The organism is Ralstonia mannitolilytica, from assembly GCF_000954135.1.
GTDB classification, from domain to species: domain Bacteria; phylum Pseudomonadota; class Gammaproteobacteria; order Burkholderiales; family Burkholderiaceae; genus Ralstonia; species Ralstonia mannitolilytica.
Map to the genome: position 1 here is coordinate 1,259,825 of NZ_CP010800.1, position 19,979 is coordinate 1,279,803.

At 60.0% G+C, this 19,979-nt stretch carries 15 protein-coding genes; 8 read left to right on the forward strand and 7 right to left on the reverse strand.

The features are described 5' to 3' along the window. Nucleotides 1-271 precede the first annotated feature (271 nt). The gene (locus tag TK49_RS22175) at nucleotides 272-1,060 is read left to right on the forward strand and encodes a hypothetical protein (RefSeq protein WP_012435730.1); all 789 of its coding nucleotides are present in this window, start codon (nucleotides 272-274) and stop codon (nucleotides 1,058-1,060) included. 39 nt (nucleotides 1,061-1,099) lie between these two features. Here the strand turns inward: TK49_RS22175 and TK49_RS22180 are convergent, their stop codons facing one another. Beyond that, complete coding sequence (locus TK49_RS22180) at nucleotides 1,100-2,617, reverse strand: efflux transporter outer membrane subunit (RefSeq protein WP_012435731.1); 1,518 nt, start codon at nucleotides 2,615-2,617, stop codon at nucleotides 1,100-1,102. Nucleotides 2,618-2,754: 137 nt separating this feature from the next. Between TK49_RS22180 and TK49_RS22185 the strand changes: the two genes are divergently transcribed. Both TK49_RS22185 and TK49_RS22190 read left to right on the forward strand, forming a co-directional pair. Next, the gene (locus TK49_RS22185; RefSeq protein ID WP_021197846.1) at nucleotides 2,755-3,975 is read left to right on the forward strand and encodes an efflux RND transporter periplasmic adaptor subunit; all 1,221 of its coding nucleotides are present in this window, start codon (nucleotides 2,755-2,757) and stop codon (nucleotides 3,973-3,975) included. Between the two features lie 12 nt (nucleotides 3,976-3,987). Continuing rightward, nucleotides 3,988-7,152, forward strand: a complete 3,165-nt coding sequence (locus tag TK49_RS22190; protein ID WP_012435733.1) for an efflux RND transporter permease subunit — start codon at nucleotides 3,988-3,990, stop codon at nucleotides 7,150-7,152. A gap of 29 nt (nucleotides 7,153-7,181) precedes the next feature. Here the strand turns inward: TK49_RS22190 and TK49_RS22195 are convergent, their stop codons facing one another. Continuing rightward, nucleotides 7,182-7,787, reverse strand: a complete 606-nt coding sequence (locus TK49_RS22195; RefSeq protein ID WP_012435734.1) for a response regulator transcription factor — start codon at nucleotides 7,785-7,787, stop codon at nucleotides 7,182-7,184. Between the two features lie 77 nt (nucleotides 7,788-7,864). Here TK49_RS22195 and TK49_RS22200 point away from each other — a divergent pair, with 77 nt between their 5' ends. Continuing rightward, nucleotides 7,865-9,472, forward strand: a complete 1,608-nt coding sequence (locus tag TK49_RS22200) for a sensor histidine kinase (RefSeq protein ID WP_012435735.1) — start codon at nucleotides 7,865-7,867, stop codon at nucleotides 9,470-9,472. Here the strand turns inward: TK49_RS22200 and TK49_RS22205 are convergent. From TK49_RS22205 to TK49_RS22220, 4 genes are all read right to left on the reverse strand, one after another. Continuing rightward, on the reverse strand, nucleotides 9,469-10,392 hold the full coding sequence (locus TK49_RS22205) for a cation diffusion facilitator family transporter (RefSeq protein WP_012435736.1): 924 nt from the start codon (nucleotides 10,390-10,392) through the stop codon (nucleotides 9,469-9,471). The genes TK49_RS22200 and TK49_RS22205 overlap by 4 nt on opposite strands. A gap of 343 nt (nucleotides 10,393-10,735) precedes the next feature. Beyond that, entirely contained in the window at nucleotides 10,736-11,689 is a 954-nt protein-coding gene (locus TK49_RS22210; RefSeq protein WP_012435737.1) for a hypothetical protein, read from the reverse strand. 131 nt (nucleotides 11,690-11,820) lie between these two features. Then, nucleotides 11,821-13,125: a CDF family Co(II)/Ni(II) efflux transporter DmeF gene (dmeF, locus tag TK49_RS22215; RefSeq protein WP_012435738.1), complete on the reverse strand. Its 1,305-nt coding sequence runs from the start codon at nucleotides 13,123-13,125 to the stop codon at nucleotides 11,821-11,823. Nucleotides 13,126-13,132: 7 nt separating this feature from the next. Then, complete coding sequence (locus tag TK49_RS22220; protein WP_012435739.1) at nucleotides 13,133-13,411, reverse strand: metal/formaldehyde-sensitive transcriptional repressor; 279 nt, start codon at nucleotides 13,409-13,411, stop codon at nucleotides 13,133-13,135. A 354-nt stretch (nucleotides 13,412-13,765) separates the two neighbouring features. Here TK49_RS22220 and TK49_RS22225 point away from each other — a divergent pair, with 354 nt between their 5' ends. The 4 genes from TK49_RS22225 to TK49_RS24325 are packed head-to-tail and all read left to right on the forward strand — an operon-like array spanning nucleotide 13,766 to nucleotide 18,294. Then, nucleotides 13,766-14,413, forward strand: coding sequence for a heteromeric transposase endonuclease subunit TnsA (locus TK49_RS22225; protein ID WP_012435740.1), 648 nt, complete (start codon nucleotides 13,766-13,768; stop codon nucleotides 14,411-14,413). Nucleotides 14,414-14,415: 2 nt separating this feature from the next. Next, entirely contained in the window at nucleotides 14,416-16,338 is a 1,923-nt protein-coding gene (locus TK49_RS22230; RefSeq protein ID WP_012435741.1) for a Mu transposase C-terminal domain-containing protein, read from the forward strand. Beyond that, a complete protein-coding gene (locus tag TK49_RS22235) occupies nucleotides 16,331-17,236 on the forward strand; it encodes a TniB family NTP-binding protein (protein ID WP_012435742.1) in 906 nt (301 codons plus the stop codon). The genes TK49_RS22230 and TK49_RS22235 overlap by 8 nt, the downstream gene beginning before the upstream one ends. Nucleotides 17,237-17,256: 20 nt before the next feature. Next, nucleotides 17,257-18,294 (forward strand): TniQ family protein, encoded by a 1,038-nt coding sequence (locus TK49_RS24325; protein ID WP_233902602.1) that lies wholly within the window; start codon nucleotides 17,257-17,259, stop codon nucleotides 18,292-18,294. On the opposite strand, the gene TK49_RS22245 is transcribed toward TK49_RS24325, so the two are convergent. After that, complete coding sequence (locus TK49_RS22245; protein WP_021197849.1) at nucleotides 18,262-19,722, reverse strand: hypothetical protein; 1,461 nt, start codon at nucleotides 19,720-19,722, stop codon at nucleotides 18,262-18,264. The two genes, TK49_RS24325 and TK49_RS22245, sit on opposite strands and share 33 nt — an antisense overlap. Nucleotides 19,723-19,979: the final 257 nt, after the last annotated feature.

Genomic DNA, 19,979 nt, shown 5'->3' on the forward strand with positions numbered 1-19,979 from the left:
ATACTCCATTTGGACCTATGGCCACGAACCTGTTCGATAGGCATAGCGCATACTTGAAAAGTCCTGCCCTCCATTCAGTGTAGGTCACGTCTCCCACACAGTGATACCGTACAAATCACAGTGCGCTATTTGTCGAACGCGGTAAAAGAGGAAGACCGACAGAGTGAAAACGAAAACGCATCTCATGCAGGTTTTCGTTTGCGTCACCGGGTTATTCGGAAAAACGCATGCACGACGTCTATGCTTCGGCTGCCAGAAATTGGAGCCCCCCATGCAACACACTCGCTTATCCAGCCTTGTTGGAGTCATCGCAACGGTACTGGGTCTAACTGCGCTTCCGGCGTATGCCGTCCTTCCTGATGAGATTCAGGTCTACACCGGTGACATCAACGCGCCCGGCGAGTTTGGACTGGAGTTGCATCTGAACACGACGCCAAGCGGCATTGGAGAACCGTCTTATCCGCGCGAGGTCACGACACCGCATGGCTGGCGGGGCACTGCTGAATTCTCTTACGGCTTGACGCCTTCGGTGGAACTCGGTGTGTACGTCCCAACCGCGCTCACGCGCGAAAATACCTACTACGTCACCGGGCCAAAGGTGCGCGTCAAATGGATGCCCGTCCGACCCGAAGACGGTGTCGGTTACTTCGCTGGTCTCAACGTCGAGCTTGCTCATGTTGCAAGTCGCTTTGAGCAATCACAACAAGCGGTAGAGCTCCGGCCGATTTATGGCTATCAGAATGAGCAATGGCTATGGGCGCTCAACCCGGTGCTCGACTGGAATCTCTCCGGCCAGGATCGCAGTGGCGTGCCTGAATTCGCCCCGGCCCTCAAGATCGCCCGTACGGTGTCCACAGGCATTCGTGCCGGATTGGAGTACTACGCCGGTCTGGGTCGCGTCGACCATGTCTTGCCATTATACGAACAGCAGCACACGGCCTTTCTCGCGTTTGACGTGGATCGCAAGCCGTTCGTTTTCAACTTTGGCGTGGGCAGAGGCTTAACGCGCGCCACCGACCGGTGGACGTTCAAATGGATCTTTGAAGTCCCATTGAGTTAACCGTCAGCCCTCAGCGAGAAGGCTGGCGCCTCATCGGTTTTAGCGCCGTGCGACGTCAGCGTTGGGCCGGTTCCACCACCCGCCACCTAGGGCTTGAAACAGCGCTGCCGTATCGGCGAATCGGTTTGCACGCGCCCCAATCGTGGCTTGCACAGCAGTCTGGTAGGCCTGTTCTGCATTCAGCACAGCGAGGATGTTGACCTGGCCGATCGCGCGCTGCCTATCCGTGATGTTTAGAGTTCGGTGTGCTGCCTGTTCGGATCTGAGCGCGGCTTTCAGCACGTCGGCATCGGCATCTAGCGCGTGCAGGGTATCGGCGACGTTCTGGAATGCAGTGATGACGGTGCCACGGTACTGCGCCTCCGCTTGATCGACCCCCGCATCGGCTGCCCGTTTTTTCGCCAGCATCGCACCACCATCGAAGAAGGTCTGCGCCACATTGCCGACCAGGCTCCAGAAGACGTTGCCGTCCCGGAACATCTGGCTGAAGATTTCTGCGGTGCCGCCCTTGGTGCCGGTGATCGTCAGTTGGGGCAGCATATTGGCGATCGCCACGCCCACCTGCGCTGTTGCGGCGTGCAGCTGTTCTTCGGCTGCGCGCACGTCAGGGCGCTGCCGGACGAGATCCGATGGCAGCGACACGGGCAAGTCCTGCGGCAGCGTGAAGTCTGCAAAGGTGAACGTCTCGGCGATGCCTTCGCTAGGCAGCTTGCCGGCCAGTGCAGCCAACAGATCGCGCTGAACCGCCAGTTGCTTTTGCAGGTTGGGTAGCGCCTGCTCGGCCTGCGCAAGCGCCGTTTCGGCAGCTGCAATATCCAGCCCCGTTACCGCGCCCAGCGCGAACTGCTTGTGCAGGTTGTCGAGCAACTGCGTATTGATGCCGACAATGCGTTGTTGCGCTTCAATCTGCGCGCGCAGCGAGGCTTCCTGCACTGCCGCCACCACGATGTTGGACGCAAGGGTGAGGTGAGCCGCCTCCATCTGGAAGTACTGTGCCTCTTCGGTGGCCTTCAGTGATTCCACCTGCCGGCGGTTCAGGCCGAAGACGTCTGGGGCATAGCTCACCGTGAGCTGCGCGGTGTGCAGGGTGTAGATCGGTGCGCCAGAGGTGAGCGTGGGCGAAATCGTGCCGACGGCGTTTTGCTGTCGGCTCGGTTGATACGAGCCTTGCAGCATTGGGAAGAACGCTCCTTGTTGCGCGCGCGTTTGCTGCTGCGCCACGCGCAGTGCAGCCTGGGCGGCGGCCAGCGTGGGGCTGGCGGAAATCGCATCGGCAATCGTCTTGTTCAGCTTTTCTGACTGGAACGCCTTCCACCATTGATCGGAAACTGGCATCCCCGAGACAAAGCGCTGTGCTTCGCCGCCCTGCGTGGCTGCAGCCGATGTCTGCTGCGGCAGCGGCTTGGGCGTATAGCCAGTCACTTTCGGAGCATCCGGAGTCTTGAAATCCGGTCCGACCGCGCAGGCGGCGGTCAACAGGCATGCCGCCGCCACGATGGTCAGGCGCAGAAGAACAGTGGCGGACGATGGCATGCCGTGGGCAGTGTTGGCGGGCATGGAAGCACCCAGTTTGGTCGAATGGCGCCGATTCTATGGGGGCGTCGAATCGTTGCGAACTGTGATTCATCACAGTAGACCGCTCCACGTGCGGGCAGCATCATGCGGGCAAAATTTCTATCAACTGGGGTACTGCTGTGCAGGTTGATTACAAGTCCGCAGCCATTGGGGGCGTTGTCGCCGGGTTGGTCGTTGGCGGCCTGATGTGGGGAATCTGGGGGCAAAAGCGCTCGGAAGCTGCGCCCACACCATCGTATGCAGCCGCGCCGGTCACCGTGCCAGCGCCACCCTCACGCGATGGGCAGGCCGTGACCTTGAGCCAGGGCCAATTGCAGTACATCAAGGTTGCGCCCGTAGAGTTGCGCGAATTCGCCAACCGGCGCGAGGCGGTGGGCAATATCGACTTCAACGAGGACCGCGCTGTGCAGGTCTTCACGTCGTACCAAGGCAAGATCCGCAACACCTACGCCAAGGTGGGCGACATCGTTGCCAAGGGCAAGCCGCTGTTCGATATCGACAGCCCTGATCTGGTGCAAGCGGAATCCACGCTGATTTCCACTGCTGGTACGCGCAAGTTGACGACTGATGCGCTCGCTCGTGCGCGCCAGTTGTATGAGATCCAGGGCCTGGCACAGAAGGATCTGGACCAGGCTATCTCCGACCAGCAAGCCGCCGAGGCGGCCTACAAGGCCGCGCGTGAAGCCCTGGCTGTGTTCGGCAAGACGCCCGCACAGATGGACCAGATCGTGCAGACGCGCAAGACTGATTCGCTGCTGACGGTGGTGAGCCCGATCTCGGGCCAGGTGACCGCGCGCAGCGCGCAGCCAGGCTTGCTCTTGCAGCCCGGCAACGGTACGGCGCCATTCACGGTGGCTGATGTGTCCACCATGTGGATGCAGGCGTTCGTGCCGGAAGCCGATGCACCGCTGCTGCACGTCGGCCAGCCGGTCAAGATTCACGTCATGGCGTTCCCAAGCCGGGTCTTCAACGGCAAGATCACCACCGTGGGTGCATCGGTCGACGCCAACACGCACCGCATCCTGGTGCGTTCGGAAATCGACGACCCGAAGCACGAACTGCGCCCCGGCATGTTCACTTCATTCGACATCACCACCGGCGCGCCCATCCAATCCCCAGCGTTGGCGATGGACGGCGTGGTCCGCGAAGGCGACGGCACCATGACCGCGTGGGTTACGACCGACCGCAAGCGCTTTGCGCGGCGCGTGATCAAGCTTGGCCTGGAGCAGGATGGCTTTGTGCAGGTGCTCGAAGGCCTGAACGCAGGCGAGCTGGCCGCCAACGAAGGGGCACTGTATCTGAGCACGGCTGCCTCCGGCAGCGTCAATAGCGCTAATTGAGGGGAGTTCACCGTGCTCAAAGCGATTCTGAAGCTGTCGCTGCTGCGACGGCCGCTGATCCTGTTGTTCCTGCTGGCGTTCGTGACGGCAGGGCTGTTCGCGTATTCCAAGCTCAACATCGAGGCGTACCCCAACCCCGCTCCCGTCATTCTCGAAATCACGGCGCAAACGCCCGGTCTGTCGGCCGAAGAAATGGAGCGGTACTACACCGTGCCGATGGAGATCGGCCTCGCGGCGACGCCCGGTGTGGAGAACATCCGCTCCACGTCGTTCTATGGGTTGTCGTTCGTGCGCGTGACCTTTAAGTACGGGATCGACTACTACTTTGCTTACACGCAGGCGGCACTTGCCCTCCAGCAGAACGTCAGCCTGCCCAACAATGTGCAGCCGCAAATTCAGGCGTCCAGCCTGGTCGGGGAAGTGGTGCGCTATCAGTTGAAGGGCCCGCCCCACTTTGGCCTGACCAACCTGCGCACCTTGCAGGATTGGGTGTTGCAGCGCCGCCTGAAGACCGTACCGGGCGTGGCGCAGGTCGTCAGTTGGGGAGGCACGACCAAGGAGTACGACGTCGAGGTCGACCCGAAGAAGCTGGAAGCCTATGGCGTCACCCTGCCGCAGATGATGACGGCGCTCGGTAACGCCAATATCAACGTCGGCGGGCGCACGATCAACTTTGGCCAGCAGTCAGTCAACATCCGCGGCGTGGGTCTGATCCAAGACGTGAAGGACATCGACAAGATCGTCCTTACGCAGACCAATGGCGTGCCCGTGCAGGTCAAGGATGTCGCGAAGACGAAGATTGGTTTCGCGCCCCGTCTGGGCATTGCCGGCCGTGACAACGAAAGCGACGTCGTCACCGCCATCGTGGTGATGAACCGCACCATGCAGACCAACGACGTGGTGGCGCGCGTCAAGGCCGAGCTGGACAAGATCAACACCGATGGCACGCTGCCGGCAGGCGTGAAGGTCGAGCGTTACTACGACCGCTCGGAGCTCGTCTCGGTCACCACGCACACGGTCATGCATGCGCTGCTGTTTGGCTGCCTGCTGGTGTTCTTCATCCAATGGATCTTCCTGGGCGATTTGCGCAGCGCCATCATCGTTAGCGCCAACATTCCGTTTGCGCTGTTCTTCAGCATCCTGATCCTCTTGCTGACCGGCGAATCCGCCAACCTGCTATCGGTGGGCGCGGTGGACTTCGGGATCATCGTGGATTCGTCGGTCATCCTGGTCGAAAACATCTTCCGCAACTTCCAGATGCCGGCGGCGGAGCAGACGCGCCTGCTGATGAGCCGTGACGCGAAGATGCTGGGCTTCCGCGTGCCGGAGCGCTTGCGCATGATTTTCGTCAGTGCGCTGCAGGTCGATCGCGCGGTGTTCTTCTCCGCACTGATCACTGTGGCCGCATTTGTTCCACTGTTCACCATGCAGGGGGTGGAAGGCCAGATCTTCGGCCCGATGGCGCGTACCTATGGCTACGCGTTGGCGGGCGCGCTTATCGCCACCTTCACGGTCACGCCGGCGCTGTGCTCGTACCTGCTGCCCAAGAAGATCGAAGAGAAGGAAACCTGGCTCGTTCGCGCGTTGCACAAGGTCTACCAGCCTGCGCTGACGTGGTCCTTGTCCAACCGGCGCATTGCCGTGACGATCGGCGCGGTCGTGCTGGCGGTAACGGCGGCGCTCATGCCGCTGCTGGGTACGGAGTTCCTGCCGGCGCTTGAAGAAGGCAACCTGTGGATTCGGCTGACGATGCCGCAAACGGCGTCGCTGGAATCGGGCGTGGTACCGGTCGCGCGCATGCGCCAGATTTTGCTCAAGCACCCCGAGGTGCGCACGGTGGTGTCGGCCCACGGTCGCCCCGACGACGGCAGTGATGCCGCGGGCTTCTACAACGCTGAATTCTTCGTGCCCCTCAAGCCGTTCGACCAATGGTCGGCGGGGATGACCAAGGAGAAGCTGATCGCGCAGATCCAGAAAGAATTCACCAGTGAGTTCACCGGGGTCGGCCTGAACTTCTCGCAGTACATCCAGGACAACGTGGAAGAAGGGTTGTCGGGCGTGAAGGGGGCCAACTCGGTCAAGATCATCGGCCCGGACCTGCAGGTGCTGGAGCGGCTTGCCGATCAGGTACAGGGCGAGATGAGCGAGGTCAAAGGCATCACAGACCTGGGCATCTTCCGCGTGCTCGGTCAACCGAACCTGAACGTGCGCATCAACCGTGAGGCGGCCGCGCGCTATGGGCTCAACACTGGGGATGTGAACACCGTGGTGCAAGCGGCCCTGTCGGGCTCTCAGGCGACCACCATCCTGGAAGGCGATCGGCAGTTTGCACTGACGGTGCGGCTGGCCCCGGAGTACCGTGCCACAATCGATGCGGTGCGCAACATCCGCGTCGCCTACTCGAACGCGAATGGCGGCAACGCCTACATTCCGCTCTCGGCGCTGGCTGACATCACGCTGGATACGGGGGCGTCGTACATCTATCACGAGAAGAACGCCCGCTATATTCCGGTCAAGTTCAGTGTACGCGGGCGCGACCTGGGCGGCACGGTGGAAGAAGCGCAGCAGCGCATCGCCCAGCACGTCAAGTTGCCGCAAGGCTACCGCATCGAGTGGGCGGGTGAGTTTGAAGAACTCGAACAGGCCAAGCAGCGGCTCGCGGTCATGGTGCCGATCAGCATTCTGTTGATTCTGGTCCTGCTCTATGGACTGTTCAATTCGCTGCGCGATAGCCTGATGGCGCTGGCCGGTATTCCGTTTGCGATCACCGGTGGGGTAGCGGCACTGTTCCTGACGGGGCTGGACTTCAGCGTCTCGGCGGCCATTGGGTTCGTCTCGTTGTTTGGTGTATCGGTCATGGACGGCATCCTGATGATCACCTACTACAACGACTTGCGCCGGGAGCGCGGCCTCCAGCCAACTGAAGCGATGTTCCATGCGGCGCAACAGCGCATGCGGCCAATGCTGATGACGGCCCTGTCGGCGTGTATCGGCCTGTTCCCGGCGGCGATTTCCACGGGCATCGGCAGCCAGGTGCAGCGGCCCCTAGCCACCGTGGTTGTGGGCGGCATGTTGGTGGGCCCGTTGATGCTGCTGGTGATCGTGCCTGCGTTGCGGATGGTATTCCTCGGCAAGGAGCCGCCTGAAGACTCGCCCCTTGAGGAAGCGCCGGTCTGAGCGATGGCCGCCGCTTCGTGCGGCGGCCCCTATGGTTTGATAATGCCCGAGCTGGAAGCCCTGACCACGGCTTCGATGCGCGTGGCGACGCCCAGCTTTTCGCGCGCATTGTCCATATGGAAATCGACCGTGCGCTTGGAGAGCCCAAGAATCGTGGCGATCTCACCCGATGTCTTGCCGCGCGCAGACCATGCTAGCACCTCGACCTCACGCTCGCTCAGTTGTACGGGCGGATGTGCGGTATGCGTGCGCGGCCGTCTGGCGAGCCGGGTCTGCACAATGCTCATCAGGATTTCGAAGTCGACCGGTTTGGTCACATAGTCATCAGCACCCAGGCGACGCCCACGCAGTTCAGAGTCGCGTTGCGCCATCGCCGTCAAAAAGACGAACGGAATTTCAGCATAACGTGGCGCGAGCGTGCGCAATTGCTCCAGCAACTCGAACCCGGTCATGCCCGGCATGCCTACGTCGCACAGCACCAGATCGGGGGCTTCGCGCAGGAGCATCGCCAGCCCGGACTCACCATCGTTCGCCGTGATCACGGTGTAGCCGTGTTCGGCCAGTTCTTCGGTGATCAACTCGGCGGTTTCAACGTCGTCTTCAATGCAGAGGATCTTGGGGTTGGCTGGCTTCATGGGGATTTCAGCTGGTGGTATGGTGACTGATGCTCCGCTCATGACGTCGTCAAGAAAAACTGCGCAGGACATTACCTATGCAATCGCCAAAAACGGTCACAGCCGCGCCAGACGGGCGGCGCTTTGGAATCGCATCGCCGTTGATCCTGCGTCCCATCCGGGTCCGGCTGACGCTGGTGTTCGTGATCTTTTTACTGCTGGTGGTCGGCGTCGGCGCTTTCAGTATCGACCAACTGGCGAGCTTCCACAGCGTATCTGCGCAGATCAGCGGGCGCTGGCTACAGAACAGCCGGATTCTGGGCGACCTCAACAACTACATCTCGGATTATCGCGCGGCCGAAGGCGATTTTCTGATCGCCTCATCACGCGCTGACCTGCGAGCCGCCGACGAACAGGTCGCCATGCTCGACAAAGCGATTGCCACGTCCCAGGCCCGCTACGACAAGATCGAACACGACAGCGCCGAGCACGAGCTTTACAGCCAGTTTGTCACCCAATGGAACACGTATCGCGAGCTTGCGCGACGGCTGATGATTTCTGCCAAGGCAGGCGACGTAGCGGGTGCTGCGCGGCTCTATCACGCGGATTCCAAACACGCATTCGACTTGGCCAACGACACCTTGGGCGTGATGACCGAACGCAGTGTCGCTGGCGCCACGGCAGAAACCGAGCGAGAGGCGCAGGCCTACCACGATGCGCGGCAACTCATCGTTGGGGCGATCGTTGTGGCGGCATGTCTGGTCGTGCTGGCCGTGATCTACCTTGTCTTTGCCGTGTCGCGCCCGATTGCCGTGCTAGTGGATCGCATGCACCGCGTTGCCAACAACGATACCCAGATCGACATCCCAGGCTTGGACCGCCACGACGAGATTGGCGACATCGCGCAAGCCGTGGCGCGTTTTCGAGAAAACACAATCGAACTGGGGCGCAGCAAAGATGTACTGACCGCCCAGGCGGCCGTATTGCAGGAGACGCTTGACAAAGAGCGCCGCATGGCCGAACTCCAACGCAATTTCATCTCAATGGCGTCGCATGAATTCCGTACGCCACTGGGCGTGATTGACGGCCAGGCCCAGCGGTTGATACGCACGCGTGATGCGTTGCAGCCCGAGGCGCTCGAAGAACGCTGCGGGAAAATCCGGGCGGCCGTGCAGCGCATGACGCACCTGATGGATCACTTGCTCGACTCTTCGCAGTGGCTGGATTCCACGACGCCAGCAGCGATGCGGCGCACCGATTTCCCGCTTGCAGCGCTTCTGCACGAGGTTTGCGAAATGCACTTGGAAGGCACGCCGAGCGCTCGGATCGAGGTGTGCATAGAGACGGATGAGCCGAACACATTCTTCGGCGATGCCCGGCTCTTATTCCAGGCCTTCAGCAATCTTGTCGGCAACGCCGTTAAGTATTCGCCGCCAGGCGCACCGGTCAGTGTGCGTATGCGCAGCGATGCCGACGGTGTGTCGGTAACTGTGGAAGACCGGGGCCTGGGCATACCAGAGCGCGATATCGAGCGCTTGTTCGAGCGCTACGTGCGCGGCGGCAACGTTGCAGGGACGGTTGGAGCAGGTGTCGGGCTTTACTTGGTGAAGCTGGTCGTGGAACTGCACCGAGGAACGATCACTGTGACCAGCGAAGAAGGCAAAGGCTCAAGATTCAACGTGTTCTTACCGCGACTGAACGGCTAGCTTGTACCGGCTGTGAGCCTGTCTACGGGATCGACGTGGGTCATGACATTGAGAACATCATGTCTTTCCATGACGCGTCGCCTTGCTTCCAGCGCGATGTCGTGACCGACCTTCACGGTTGCGGTGCTTTCGATCTCCAAGTGCGCGTCCACCAGGATCATGTCGCCCATCTTGCGTGTCCGAACGTCATGAACGCCAAGCACGCCTGGCGTGCCGAGCATTACTTGCCGAATTTCGGTCGCTGTCTCTTCATCGACGGCTCTGTCCATGAGATCGTGCAGAGCATTCGAGCCAAACTGCCACCCCATTCTGGATACCATCAGCCCCACAATGAGTGCGGCTACCGGGTCGAGCAGGTGAAATCCAAGCAAATTGCCGATGATGCCGAGTGCGACCACCAACGAGGAGGCTGCGTCGGAGCGAGCATGCCAGGCGTTCGCTATCAGCATGCTGGAGCGCACGCGCTCGGCGACGGCCAGCATGTACCGGAACAACAGCTCTTTGCTCACCAGTGCGCCAAGTGCGACCCACAAGCCAATCAACTTCACATGTGAAATTGATTCCGGATGCTCCAGCTTTGTCACCGCACTCCAAAGCATCCCGATGCCTACGCCAAGTAGCAGCAAGCCCAAAACCAGGGATGCCGCTGTCTCGAACCGAAGGTGACCATAGTGATGTTCTGCGTCCGGTTCCTTCTGGCTATGGTGTCCGGCAAAGAGGACGACGAAATCCGAAACCAGGTCGGAAAGCGAGTGAATTGCGTCGGCTATCAACGCTTGTGAATGGGCAAGAACGCCAGCAACCAGTTGCGCGGCCGTTAGGGCCAAATTGACACCCACGCTCACGAGAGTGCTGCGTTTCGCCGCGCGCTTGATGGCCGGTGTCTCGCTGTCGAAATCGATCTCGGTTGGCTGTTGCATGGTCTGGTTTGTCTGATGGTCGAGGACCGGTCACCTTGAGGGCGAGCGCCTGGATTTGTCCGCGATCATAGGTTGAGAATTGACCGTTTGGGGAATAACCGGCAGCCGCAGAAAAGAATCCGCATGAGAGGCGTTCGCATTCGCTGGTGCACTGGTGGGCACAAGTGCAATACCGGGATCCCTGATCTAGGAAAGCGGCGTTTTCAGCCACAAGCCGGATCAGATTGCCTCGGGGTCAGAAAGCCATTTGCATCGAACCGAGTGCTTCATGCCAGATGCAATTGGCAAGGGGCGAATCTAAGTCCCTATCGACCATTTTGAACATGCACGCTAAGACAATTCGTTAGTGAGTCAGCATCGGCCTTCCGAACAGCGCCGGCAGGAAATCGTCCAGAAAGAACAACACCTGAACGTTCGCGCCGACACCGCGCGTTGATCCGTGGGTCAAGGGGAGGACCAGTTCCGCTGCCACCTGCCACGTATCCTTGACATAAGCGAAGCCTGGGTTGACGGTGCCACGCGTACGCTGGCCCCGTGGTGAGTCGAATGCGAATTCGACCAACGGGACCCATTGATGGAGCGGCTCCTCTTTGGGGAGCACGCCTGGTACAAACCGATCCGTCAAATAGAGCGTGCTGTACTCCAATGCGAACCCCCAATGCACCGTGGTGACGTTGGCTGTCCTCACAGGGTTGAACTGTCGCGTCATCGGGTCGTAGCTCAAGTTGTCCGATGTTTTGCTGGTCGGCACGGCCACGCTGACGCCAGCGGTGATGCCCAACGGCCGAAGCCAAGACCACGCCTCAGGCAAGGCACCCAACCCCTGACCTACATACAGGCTGGGGGCAATGGTCGCTGACGTGCTGGCGCCGAGTCGTCTGGCGCCGGTCTGGGGCAGCCCATAGATCAGCGAGGCGGCAACAAGCGTCTCGTTCAGATCGTCTTCGTAGAGCCGGGATTTGAGAATCAGGTCGGAACCGGTTGCGCCTGGCTGGCGTGCACTGTCCCAGTCGCGCCGGATGAAGCCGCTGTCAAAGCCGATCGAGACCTCAGGTGTCAGCAACCGCGCGAATGAGACTGTCGCGCCGCGATCCGTGACGTTGCGGCTGTTGTCAGGGTGCTGCACAGCGCCGGCGGTGATGGAAAATTCGTCAGCAACAGCGGGGTCGTCGAAATTCAGCGTTCCCGGAAAGAAGCGGTTGCCAGCAATGCCATGCGCATGTGATGGGCTGGAGACGAGCGCAGCAAGAGCGAACGCTGCCGCGCAAATGCGGGCAAATCTAGATGGGTGGTACATGGCCGGGAGAGCGTCCGCGGTCAGGCCGCGACAATGTTTTCTTGTTTTGGTTGGGCGAATGCGGCACCCACATGGCGGGGTACCGCCCCCGTTCTAATCGTCCGGAGGATATGTCCAGGTCGGACGTCAGGTTATTTGGTCGGTAACGAATGAACCTCGATCGTAACGTGTGACAGCGCTTGGAATCGCCGCAGCCGTTCGTGATAAAACTGCGGCCCGCGATGCGCCTGGCGTGTGCCGACCGAGACCACCACGCCCAGGTGCCCAGGGCCGATGCGCCAGACGTGCAGATCGAGCAGCGCGTCGCCATCGGTTTCCAGTGCAGTCTTGATGCGGCCGCCGATTTGCTTGTCTGGTGTCATGTCGACCAGGATGCCACCCGTGTCGCGCATCAGTCCGTACGCCCAGTTGGCGATGACCAGCGCACCGACGATACCTGCAAGCGGGTCCATCCAGAGCCAGCCGAAGGTTTTGGCCAGCAACAGCCCGATGATGGCCAGGACAGAGATGGCGGCGTCGGCCAAGACGTGCACATAGGCCGCGCGCATGTTGTGGTCGCGATGGTGCGCCCCGTGTCCATCGGCGTGATCGTGCTCATGCTCTTCGAAGGCCACGCTGTATTCCTGGCCGCCGATGCCGAGCACGGCAGTAAAGGCATGCGGCTCCGGAATCTCTGTGGTGGATTCTAGGTAGTTCGCCTTGCGGACCATCAGGAATTCCTGGCGGCTGCCGTCCGGCCGGATGGTGGTCACCGTCGCCACGTCGCTGGGCAGCGGGATGGTTTCTCCAGCCAAGCGGAAAACTGGCGGTACGTCGTCTTCAAAGATCGACAGCGCGAACACCCCTGCTGGCGCGTTGATGTGCTGCACTTCCTTGCCGTGTGCATGTTTGTCGCCAAGTCCGGCTGGGCCGTGATCGTGTCCGTGGGCATGACCATGGTGATGACTGTGGCCATGGCTGTGGCCATCGTGGTCGCCACCGCTCAGCAGCCAGGCACTGGCGATGTTCACCAGCAGGCCGACCACCGCAATCGGGATCGCCTCACTAAAGTGGATCGGCACCGGCGAGAGGAATCGCACCACAGCCTCGTAGCCGATCAGCAGCGCGATCATCGCCAGGATGATGGCGCTGGTGAAGCCGGCCAGGTCGCCGAGCTTGCCTGTACCGAACACGAAGCGTGAGTCGTTCGCGTGGCGCCGCGCATATGTGTAGGCCAGCGCCGCGATCAGCATGGCGCCTGCGTGCGTCGACATATGCAGCCCATCGGCCACCAGGGCCAGCGAGCCAAACATGCTGCCGCCGATGATCTCAGCGGCCATCATCAGCGTGCACAGCACGATCACGGCCCATGTCTTGCGCTCGTTTTTCTCGTGCCCTGCGCCCAGGAACACGTGGTCATGACCGATACCGAACGGCGTGTCGTAGAAATTGCTCATGGCTGGCTCATTTGAAATAGCTGTGCACGACCTCGATCAGCTGCTCCTTGGCGCTGCCTTCGGCGTGTTCATGTTCGTCATCCACCTCGGTCAGGTGGGTGCGTATGTGATCTTCCAGCACGACGGCCAGCAGGCCATTCATGGCGCCGCGGCAACTCGTGATCTGCTGGAGCACGGGGGCGCACCCTTGCTCCTCCTCCAGTGCGCGCTCAATGGCATCCAGCTGGCCCCGAATCCGGCGAACGCGGTTGAGTAGCTTCTGCTTCTCACGGATGGTGTGGCTCATCGATCACCTCATTAAATATACTATAGGGGGGTATACTACATTGAGTTCGGCTGCCAAGGGAGCAACATTTGCACCGAACCAAAGGACGTAGCCCTCTGCATATATGACGGCGAAAACGTCCGACTGCGTGACGCGAGCGGGATTTCTTGCCGCCGGCCCGCAACGCCATCGGTAACGCGGTGCGTTACACCCCCGATCGATAGTCAGGAGGGCCCCGTGTGTGCACTACATAAGTTGCTCTCAGCGACCTAGACTGAAACGCGCTCAGTGCATTGAGCCCCCTCGCGATGGAGGGTCGACAAGTCAGGGTGGGGAAAGCAAGAATCCACGGATGTGTGCTTTGTGGAGCGCTTTATGCCGGTGCGCCGGATCCCTAAGAACTACCTCTTTGTCACTGGACGTCATCCCTCCCCGCTGGCGGATGAGGTCATTGAATTCGAGTCGATTCTGGAGAAGGAGTACATGCTCCTGCTGGACTCGGATCCCCAAGTGGAATCGTACGAATGTCAGCCGGTCAAAATTGCACTGTCTCGCGGCCGAGTTTATGTTCCAGATCTGCTGGTGACCTACCGCTGTTCTCCGTCGGGCAATCAGCGGTCTCCAGAATTGGTGGAAATCAAGAAGCGGGAATACCTTGATCGACACGCCGAGACGTATCGCGAGAAGTTTGCAGCGGCAACTGTCGTCGCCGAAGAGAGAGGCTGGGTCTTCGTTACCCGAACAGAGATCGACATCCGGACGCAGCACGTTCAAAACCTGAAGTTTCTGCATCGGTATCGCCATACGCCCGCGGACCCGGTCGCAGTGGAGCGCTTGCTTGCTGCGATGCGCCGGCTGGACAGTCCAACGACCCCCGAGACACTACTTGGTAGTTTGGCGGACACCTTAGAGATGCGCGCAGGCCTGATTCCCGTGCTTTGGCATCTTGTTGCTCACGGCGAAATCCAAGCGGACTTGCAGATTCCGTTGACGGATAGCACGCAGCTATTTCTACCGAGCTAGCCATGGCAAGCAAGTCGTTAGGAAAGACGCCGACTCTTCTGCCGATTAAGAAGGGCAGCAGCTACAGTCACGATGGGCGCGCATACACAATTCTCCGCTACGCCGCCTTGGACCAGGTTCTCGCACGCGAGGACGCGTCGGGAGCGATTGTCATTTTGAACATAGGGTCGCTCAAGCCTCCGTTCAGAGGCAGTGATGGCTCGCCCGAGCCCCAAGGCCAGATCGACCTCGAAGACGTATCGGATGACGACTGGGAAGAGGCGCAAAGCCGCCTAGACATCATTAGTCCTCTGCTCGCTCTTCGGCGGAATCGAAAGAAAGCAGACTACGTCGCTGTGGCAGCCGACGCAGACGTGAGTATCGCGACGCTCTACAACTGGCTGCGGACCTACCTTGCGTCTGAACAGCTGTCTTCGCTAATACCGACGCGCAAGAGCGGTGGCCGCGGGCGCAGTCGCCTCGCGCCAGAAGTGAAGCTGATCTTGGACAACTACGTTCAAGAGCACTATCTGACCATGCAAAAGCCGTCCGTAGCGAAGGCGGCCAGGGAAATTCGCCGCCTGTGCTATGTCGCGGAGCTTGAGCCTCTTCCGGCCGAGTCGACGATACACCGGCATCTAAGTTGGTTGGATGAACAAGAAGCGCTCAAGCGTCGTGAGGGGCGCCGCGCCGCTGAGCAACGATTTAGCGTGAATAAGGGATCCATTCCGGATGCTGAGTGGCCTCTTGCCATGGTGCAGGTCGATCACACTCTGTTGCCCGTCATCATCGTGGACGACAAGCACCGCAAGTCGATCGGACGGGCCTGGATCACTTTGGCAATCGATGTTTTCAGCCGCGCATGTTTGGGCATGTACTTGTCTCTGGATCCACCTTCAGCGATGTCCGCGGGCATGTGCATCTCGCACGCCATGTTGGATAAGGGGGAATGGATGGCGCGGCTGGGGTGCGGAGATATTGAGTGGCCCTTCCGCGGCCCCATAGACGTACTCCATATGGACAACGCCAAGGAATTCAGAGGCAAGATGCTGGCCGTCGCTGCGAGGGAGTACCACATCGATATTCACCTCCGGCCGGTAAAGCAGCCTCGCTACGGTGCGCACATCGAGCGGCTCATGGGCACCGTATCGGAGGAGTTGAAAGAGCTCAAAGGGGCAACGTTCGCGAATCCCCAGCAGAAAGGAGAGTACGACGCCGAGGGCAATGCCTGCATGACTATCGATGAGCTGGAGAAATGGCTTGTCCTGATGTTCGCTCGATATCATCGAGACGTTCACGCGGGCATTGGCACGACGCCGCTGACCAAATGGACCGAAGGCATTCTCGGCACACGGGGAAAGATGGGCCGTGGAATCCCACCGATAGTCGCCGATCCCGAGAAGGTCCGCATCGACTTCATGCCATTCGAGGAGCGAGCGATCCGAGGAGATGGAGTTGTCAACGACAACATCCACTACTTCCACGATGTCTTGAGACCGTGGATTGGGGAACGCGATCCTGACAATCCGAAGCGAGGTAAGAAGTTCCGGTTCCGCTATGACCCACGCGACATGAGCGTGTTGTACTTCTTCGATACCGATCTCAAACGGTATCAGGCGATTCCCTATCGAGATTCGAGCTTGCCGCCGGCAAGCATCTGGGAGATACGTGCAGCCAACAATGCAGCGAAGGCTGCGGGCATGAAGGAATACAGCGAACGGGACTTGTTTGCGCTGATCGCGCGGCAGCGCGAACTCGAAGAAGCTGCCGCTGAAAAAAGCAAGGCGGCACGTCGTGCTGAGCAGCAGCGCAAACAGCAGGACAAAGCTCGCGCGCAAAAATCTAAAGACCTGCCACGGGCCTCGAAGATCGAGCCGTCCAGGCTTGCGCCGGCAGTCCGTGGGTACGACCCAGACGATATTCAGGCACTGAGCGACGATGAATAGCACGACGGTTGAGTATGGCCACCTCAGTCCAAAGGCACAGGAGTACCTGGACCTGCCAACCAAGGATCGGATTCGGAAGATTCAGGAGGGCACGTGGCTACAGCTCGACCATGCGACGACCACGCTCCAGAAGCTGGAGGATCTGCTCGACTATCCAAAGGTAACGCGGATGCCGAGTTACCTGATTGTTGGTCCGTCATATAGCGGCAAGACATCCATTCTTGAGCGATTCCGCGATCAACATCTTCCCGACGTGGATCCCGAGCACGAGGCAACACGGTGTCCGGTGGTGATGGTCGACGCACCACCCAAGCCCGACCTATCCGACTTCTACAGTCGAATCATGGATAGTCTGATGACGCCATATAAGCCGACGGCCCCAGTCTATGAAAAGTACTCGCAGGTCAAACGCCTCTTTGGCGAGATGGATGTGCGCATCCTCATCATCGACGAGATCCACCATCTAATTGCCGGTGGCCTGACCAAGCAACGCGAGTTTCGCAACGCACTCAAGAGCCTGAGCAATGAGGCGAAGGTCAGTATCGTCGCCTCAGGGATCGAAGAGGCATACAACGCGTTCAATGCCGATCCGCAGATGTCGAGTCGATTCGTTCCGATCGAGATGCCCAGTTGGACGCCCGGCCGGCAGCTAGGGACGTTGCTGAAGACGCTGGAGCGCCGGACGCCGCTGCGCAAGCCATCAGGGCTGCACTACCCCGAGATGATGCAGGCGATCTATATGAAGAGCGAGTCCACTCTCGGTGACATCTTCGATCTCGTGAAAACGGCGGCGGTTGACGCTATCCGTTCCGGCGAGGAAGCGATTACCGAAAAGCAGCTCGAAGCATTGGACTGGGTGCCGCCCTCCAAGCGCAAGACCTACAGGCGAAGGCTGTGAAAACCTGGTCATGCGCCAACGTGCTGCTCTGGCCGATTCGGTATAAACCGATACCGGGCGAGTTGCTGTCGAGCTGGGTTGTTCGATTGGCGCATGGCCACGGAATGAGTTTGACGTCATTCTGCAATCTGGCACTCGGAGCTGACGCACGCGTGTTGACAGTGGACATCGACCGGCGCAGCCCACAATGGCTTCTGGAGTCGCTGGCACTGCACACGGGGACTCCGTTGGAGGCAGTTCGTCAGACGACGCTGCGGTTCTATGAAGGGACGCTGTATCCAGAGTTCCACGTTGGTGGAATTCTTCCGTGGGTGATCTCGATCAAGCTGCCGCGAAGCGCCCGGCTTGGCCCAGGTCTTCAGTTTTGCCCGTACTGTCTAAGGACTGATCCAAGACCGTACTTCCGCCGCTGCTGGCGAGTCGCACTGCAAACATTCTGTGAGCGGCACCAGCGTTTGTTGCTCGATAGGTGCCCCCGTTGTGGCGCGAGCTTGTTTGTTCAGCGCGTCGATACAAACTTGTGTCACGCGGAGATCGATGGCATTTGCCATTGCCACAACTGCGACTTCGATCTTCGGATGGCGGAGGCGCCCAACGTAGATGATCGAGGCAGTGGTCTCCTTTCCGAGCTGCAGCAACTGACGCGCGATCTCTCTTCGTTGGGCGCCGCGGGCCCGCGAGACCTGTTGGATCGTTTGCACGCTATGGCCGTGACGATGTTGTCGTGCAAGGTCAAGCCGCGTCTCTGTGACTGTCTAGCCTGTCGCTTCGGTTACTCCGACTTGGAGATTGTGCGCACCAGAAAGCCGGCGCTGGAACTGCAATCTGTACTGGCTCGGCATGCAGTATTGCTGTGGTCCCTTTGGCTGCTTCAGCACGATCCCGAGGCGCACGCGCAGCCTGTCAAGCCCACTGCTCCGTTGCACCACCATTTTGTTAAGGATATCTTGGCTGGGTATCGGCGCGAGGCGTCTCTTCACGCGCGTCGAGACTTGCCCGCTGAGCTTCCAATTGCGATGAGCAGCTCACCGCAGATACGCGATGGCTGCGTGGTATAGCTGCATTGAGATCCAGGAGCGCAGTTCGTCGGGAGTACTGGCCTGCGTGTGTTCCAACGCCATCACACGATGGTCGCCACCGTCCTGTACTGAGATGAATGCTCCCGTCGCGGCCTGGACTGCACGTTGTATCGCTTCATCGCTCTGGTTTTTCAAGGGAACCGCAAACGATATAGGCGGGTTGGCTTCGTGAACCATGAGCAACGTGGATGCTTCCTTTGAGGAAACAGCAAAGGCAGCTACACGCTTGAGCCGGTGATTGTCTTCAGGCATCAAGAGGTGCTCGTTCAGCACACCGTCCTCGTCTGAGATCAGTGGCATCGGGACGGTCCAGCCATCGTCGCGGCTCGCCGTCAGGACTCGCACGGAAGCATCATTCAGCGTGGATAGCGCTTTGACAGCGTGTTCGAGGAATGCCGGCGGGTCTGGAATCTCGCTGTCATCGTCGACGATCTGTGTTTCGCGGATGCGCTTTGTGGAGCCCGGTTCGCCGATCGCGTGCTCGTTGATCGGTTCGCCGGACGAGGCACTAGCGCGAGGCTTTTGTCCGGCTATTGTTCGGTCGGCGAAGACGTATTTGTTTTCCAGGTCGGTGAATCGCCGATTGCCGCGCACGGGCATCGTAGCCGGAGCAAGCTGCGACGAAGGGTCATGCTCCTCCAGGCTGACTTGGGCGGGTTCCTTGGCTTTCCGGGCTGTGGGCGGTGCTTCCTGTGGCGGGGTATCGGGCACCATTCCGGTAGTGTGAGCTTTCTTTCCACCCGTCACATGGAACCGCAGTGACTTGAAGGGGAACGGGTGCGAGCAACTCAGGAGTTGATAGACGAGGAACGTTCCTTTGGGATCATTGCCTCGCGACAGCCACTTCCCAGCGGCTCGCAGTGTTGTCGTTCCTTCGAACGGAAATAGGGTCTGCGGGTAAACCTCTTGGCGAGCCTGAGCGGCGCGTACGCAGGAGGCTCCAATCATTTTGGCCGCGCGCCATGCCAGCCGACTGCCGGCGATTCTTGCGACGTCCTCGGCGCTTGCGCGCGGAATACGGTCGGCAAGTTGAAGCGTCATCCGGTTGTGCCGATCTATTGCCGGCGTCCCCGTGTAAAGATGCCCTCTATCGAGTTGGGGGTGGAACAGCCTGTTGAGGAGCTCACTGGACGAGCCGAAGTAGAAACGGATCAACTCCATGCAGGGCACGACAAGGAGCTTCCCGTCTGGCAAGGTGACTCGAACGCAATAGGAGTGCGTGTTCTCGCGATGTCCAGCATGCTCATGGAGCGGCAGCATGAAACTGCCGTCTTCGAAGCTCGATCCAGCTTTTACTAGCTCGCAGGTGTCCTGGCTGATCTCCAGGTTCTCGCAATGCAGTTCTTCGTCAGCGGCACGGGATTCCAAGCTCTGTTCGCGCCACACGTCGCCGATACGCAGGAGCATTGTGGTTCCGACTGAAACCCAGCATCGGGTCTGCTGCCTTTCGGTTTCGCGGAGCGAGAGAAGCGATAAGCGACTGCTGCCTTCAGGGCACTTGTCCTTGGACAAGGAGACCAGAACGGACGGATGGCGCCGTCGCACCATGCGATCGGGGAAGGCGATGGGGCCGAACCAATCCACGCGCCAACGGCCTTCCCTTTTTGGAAACGCGTTTATGCGGAACATGTGATCCTGATCTGATCGTCAAAGCGTCGCCCGGC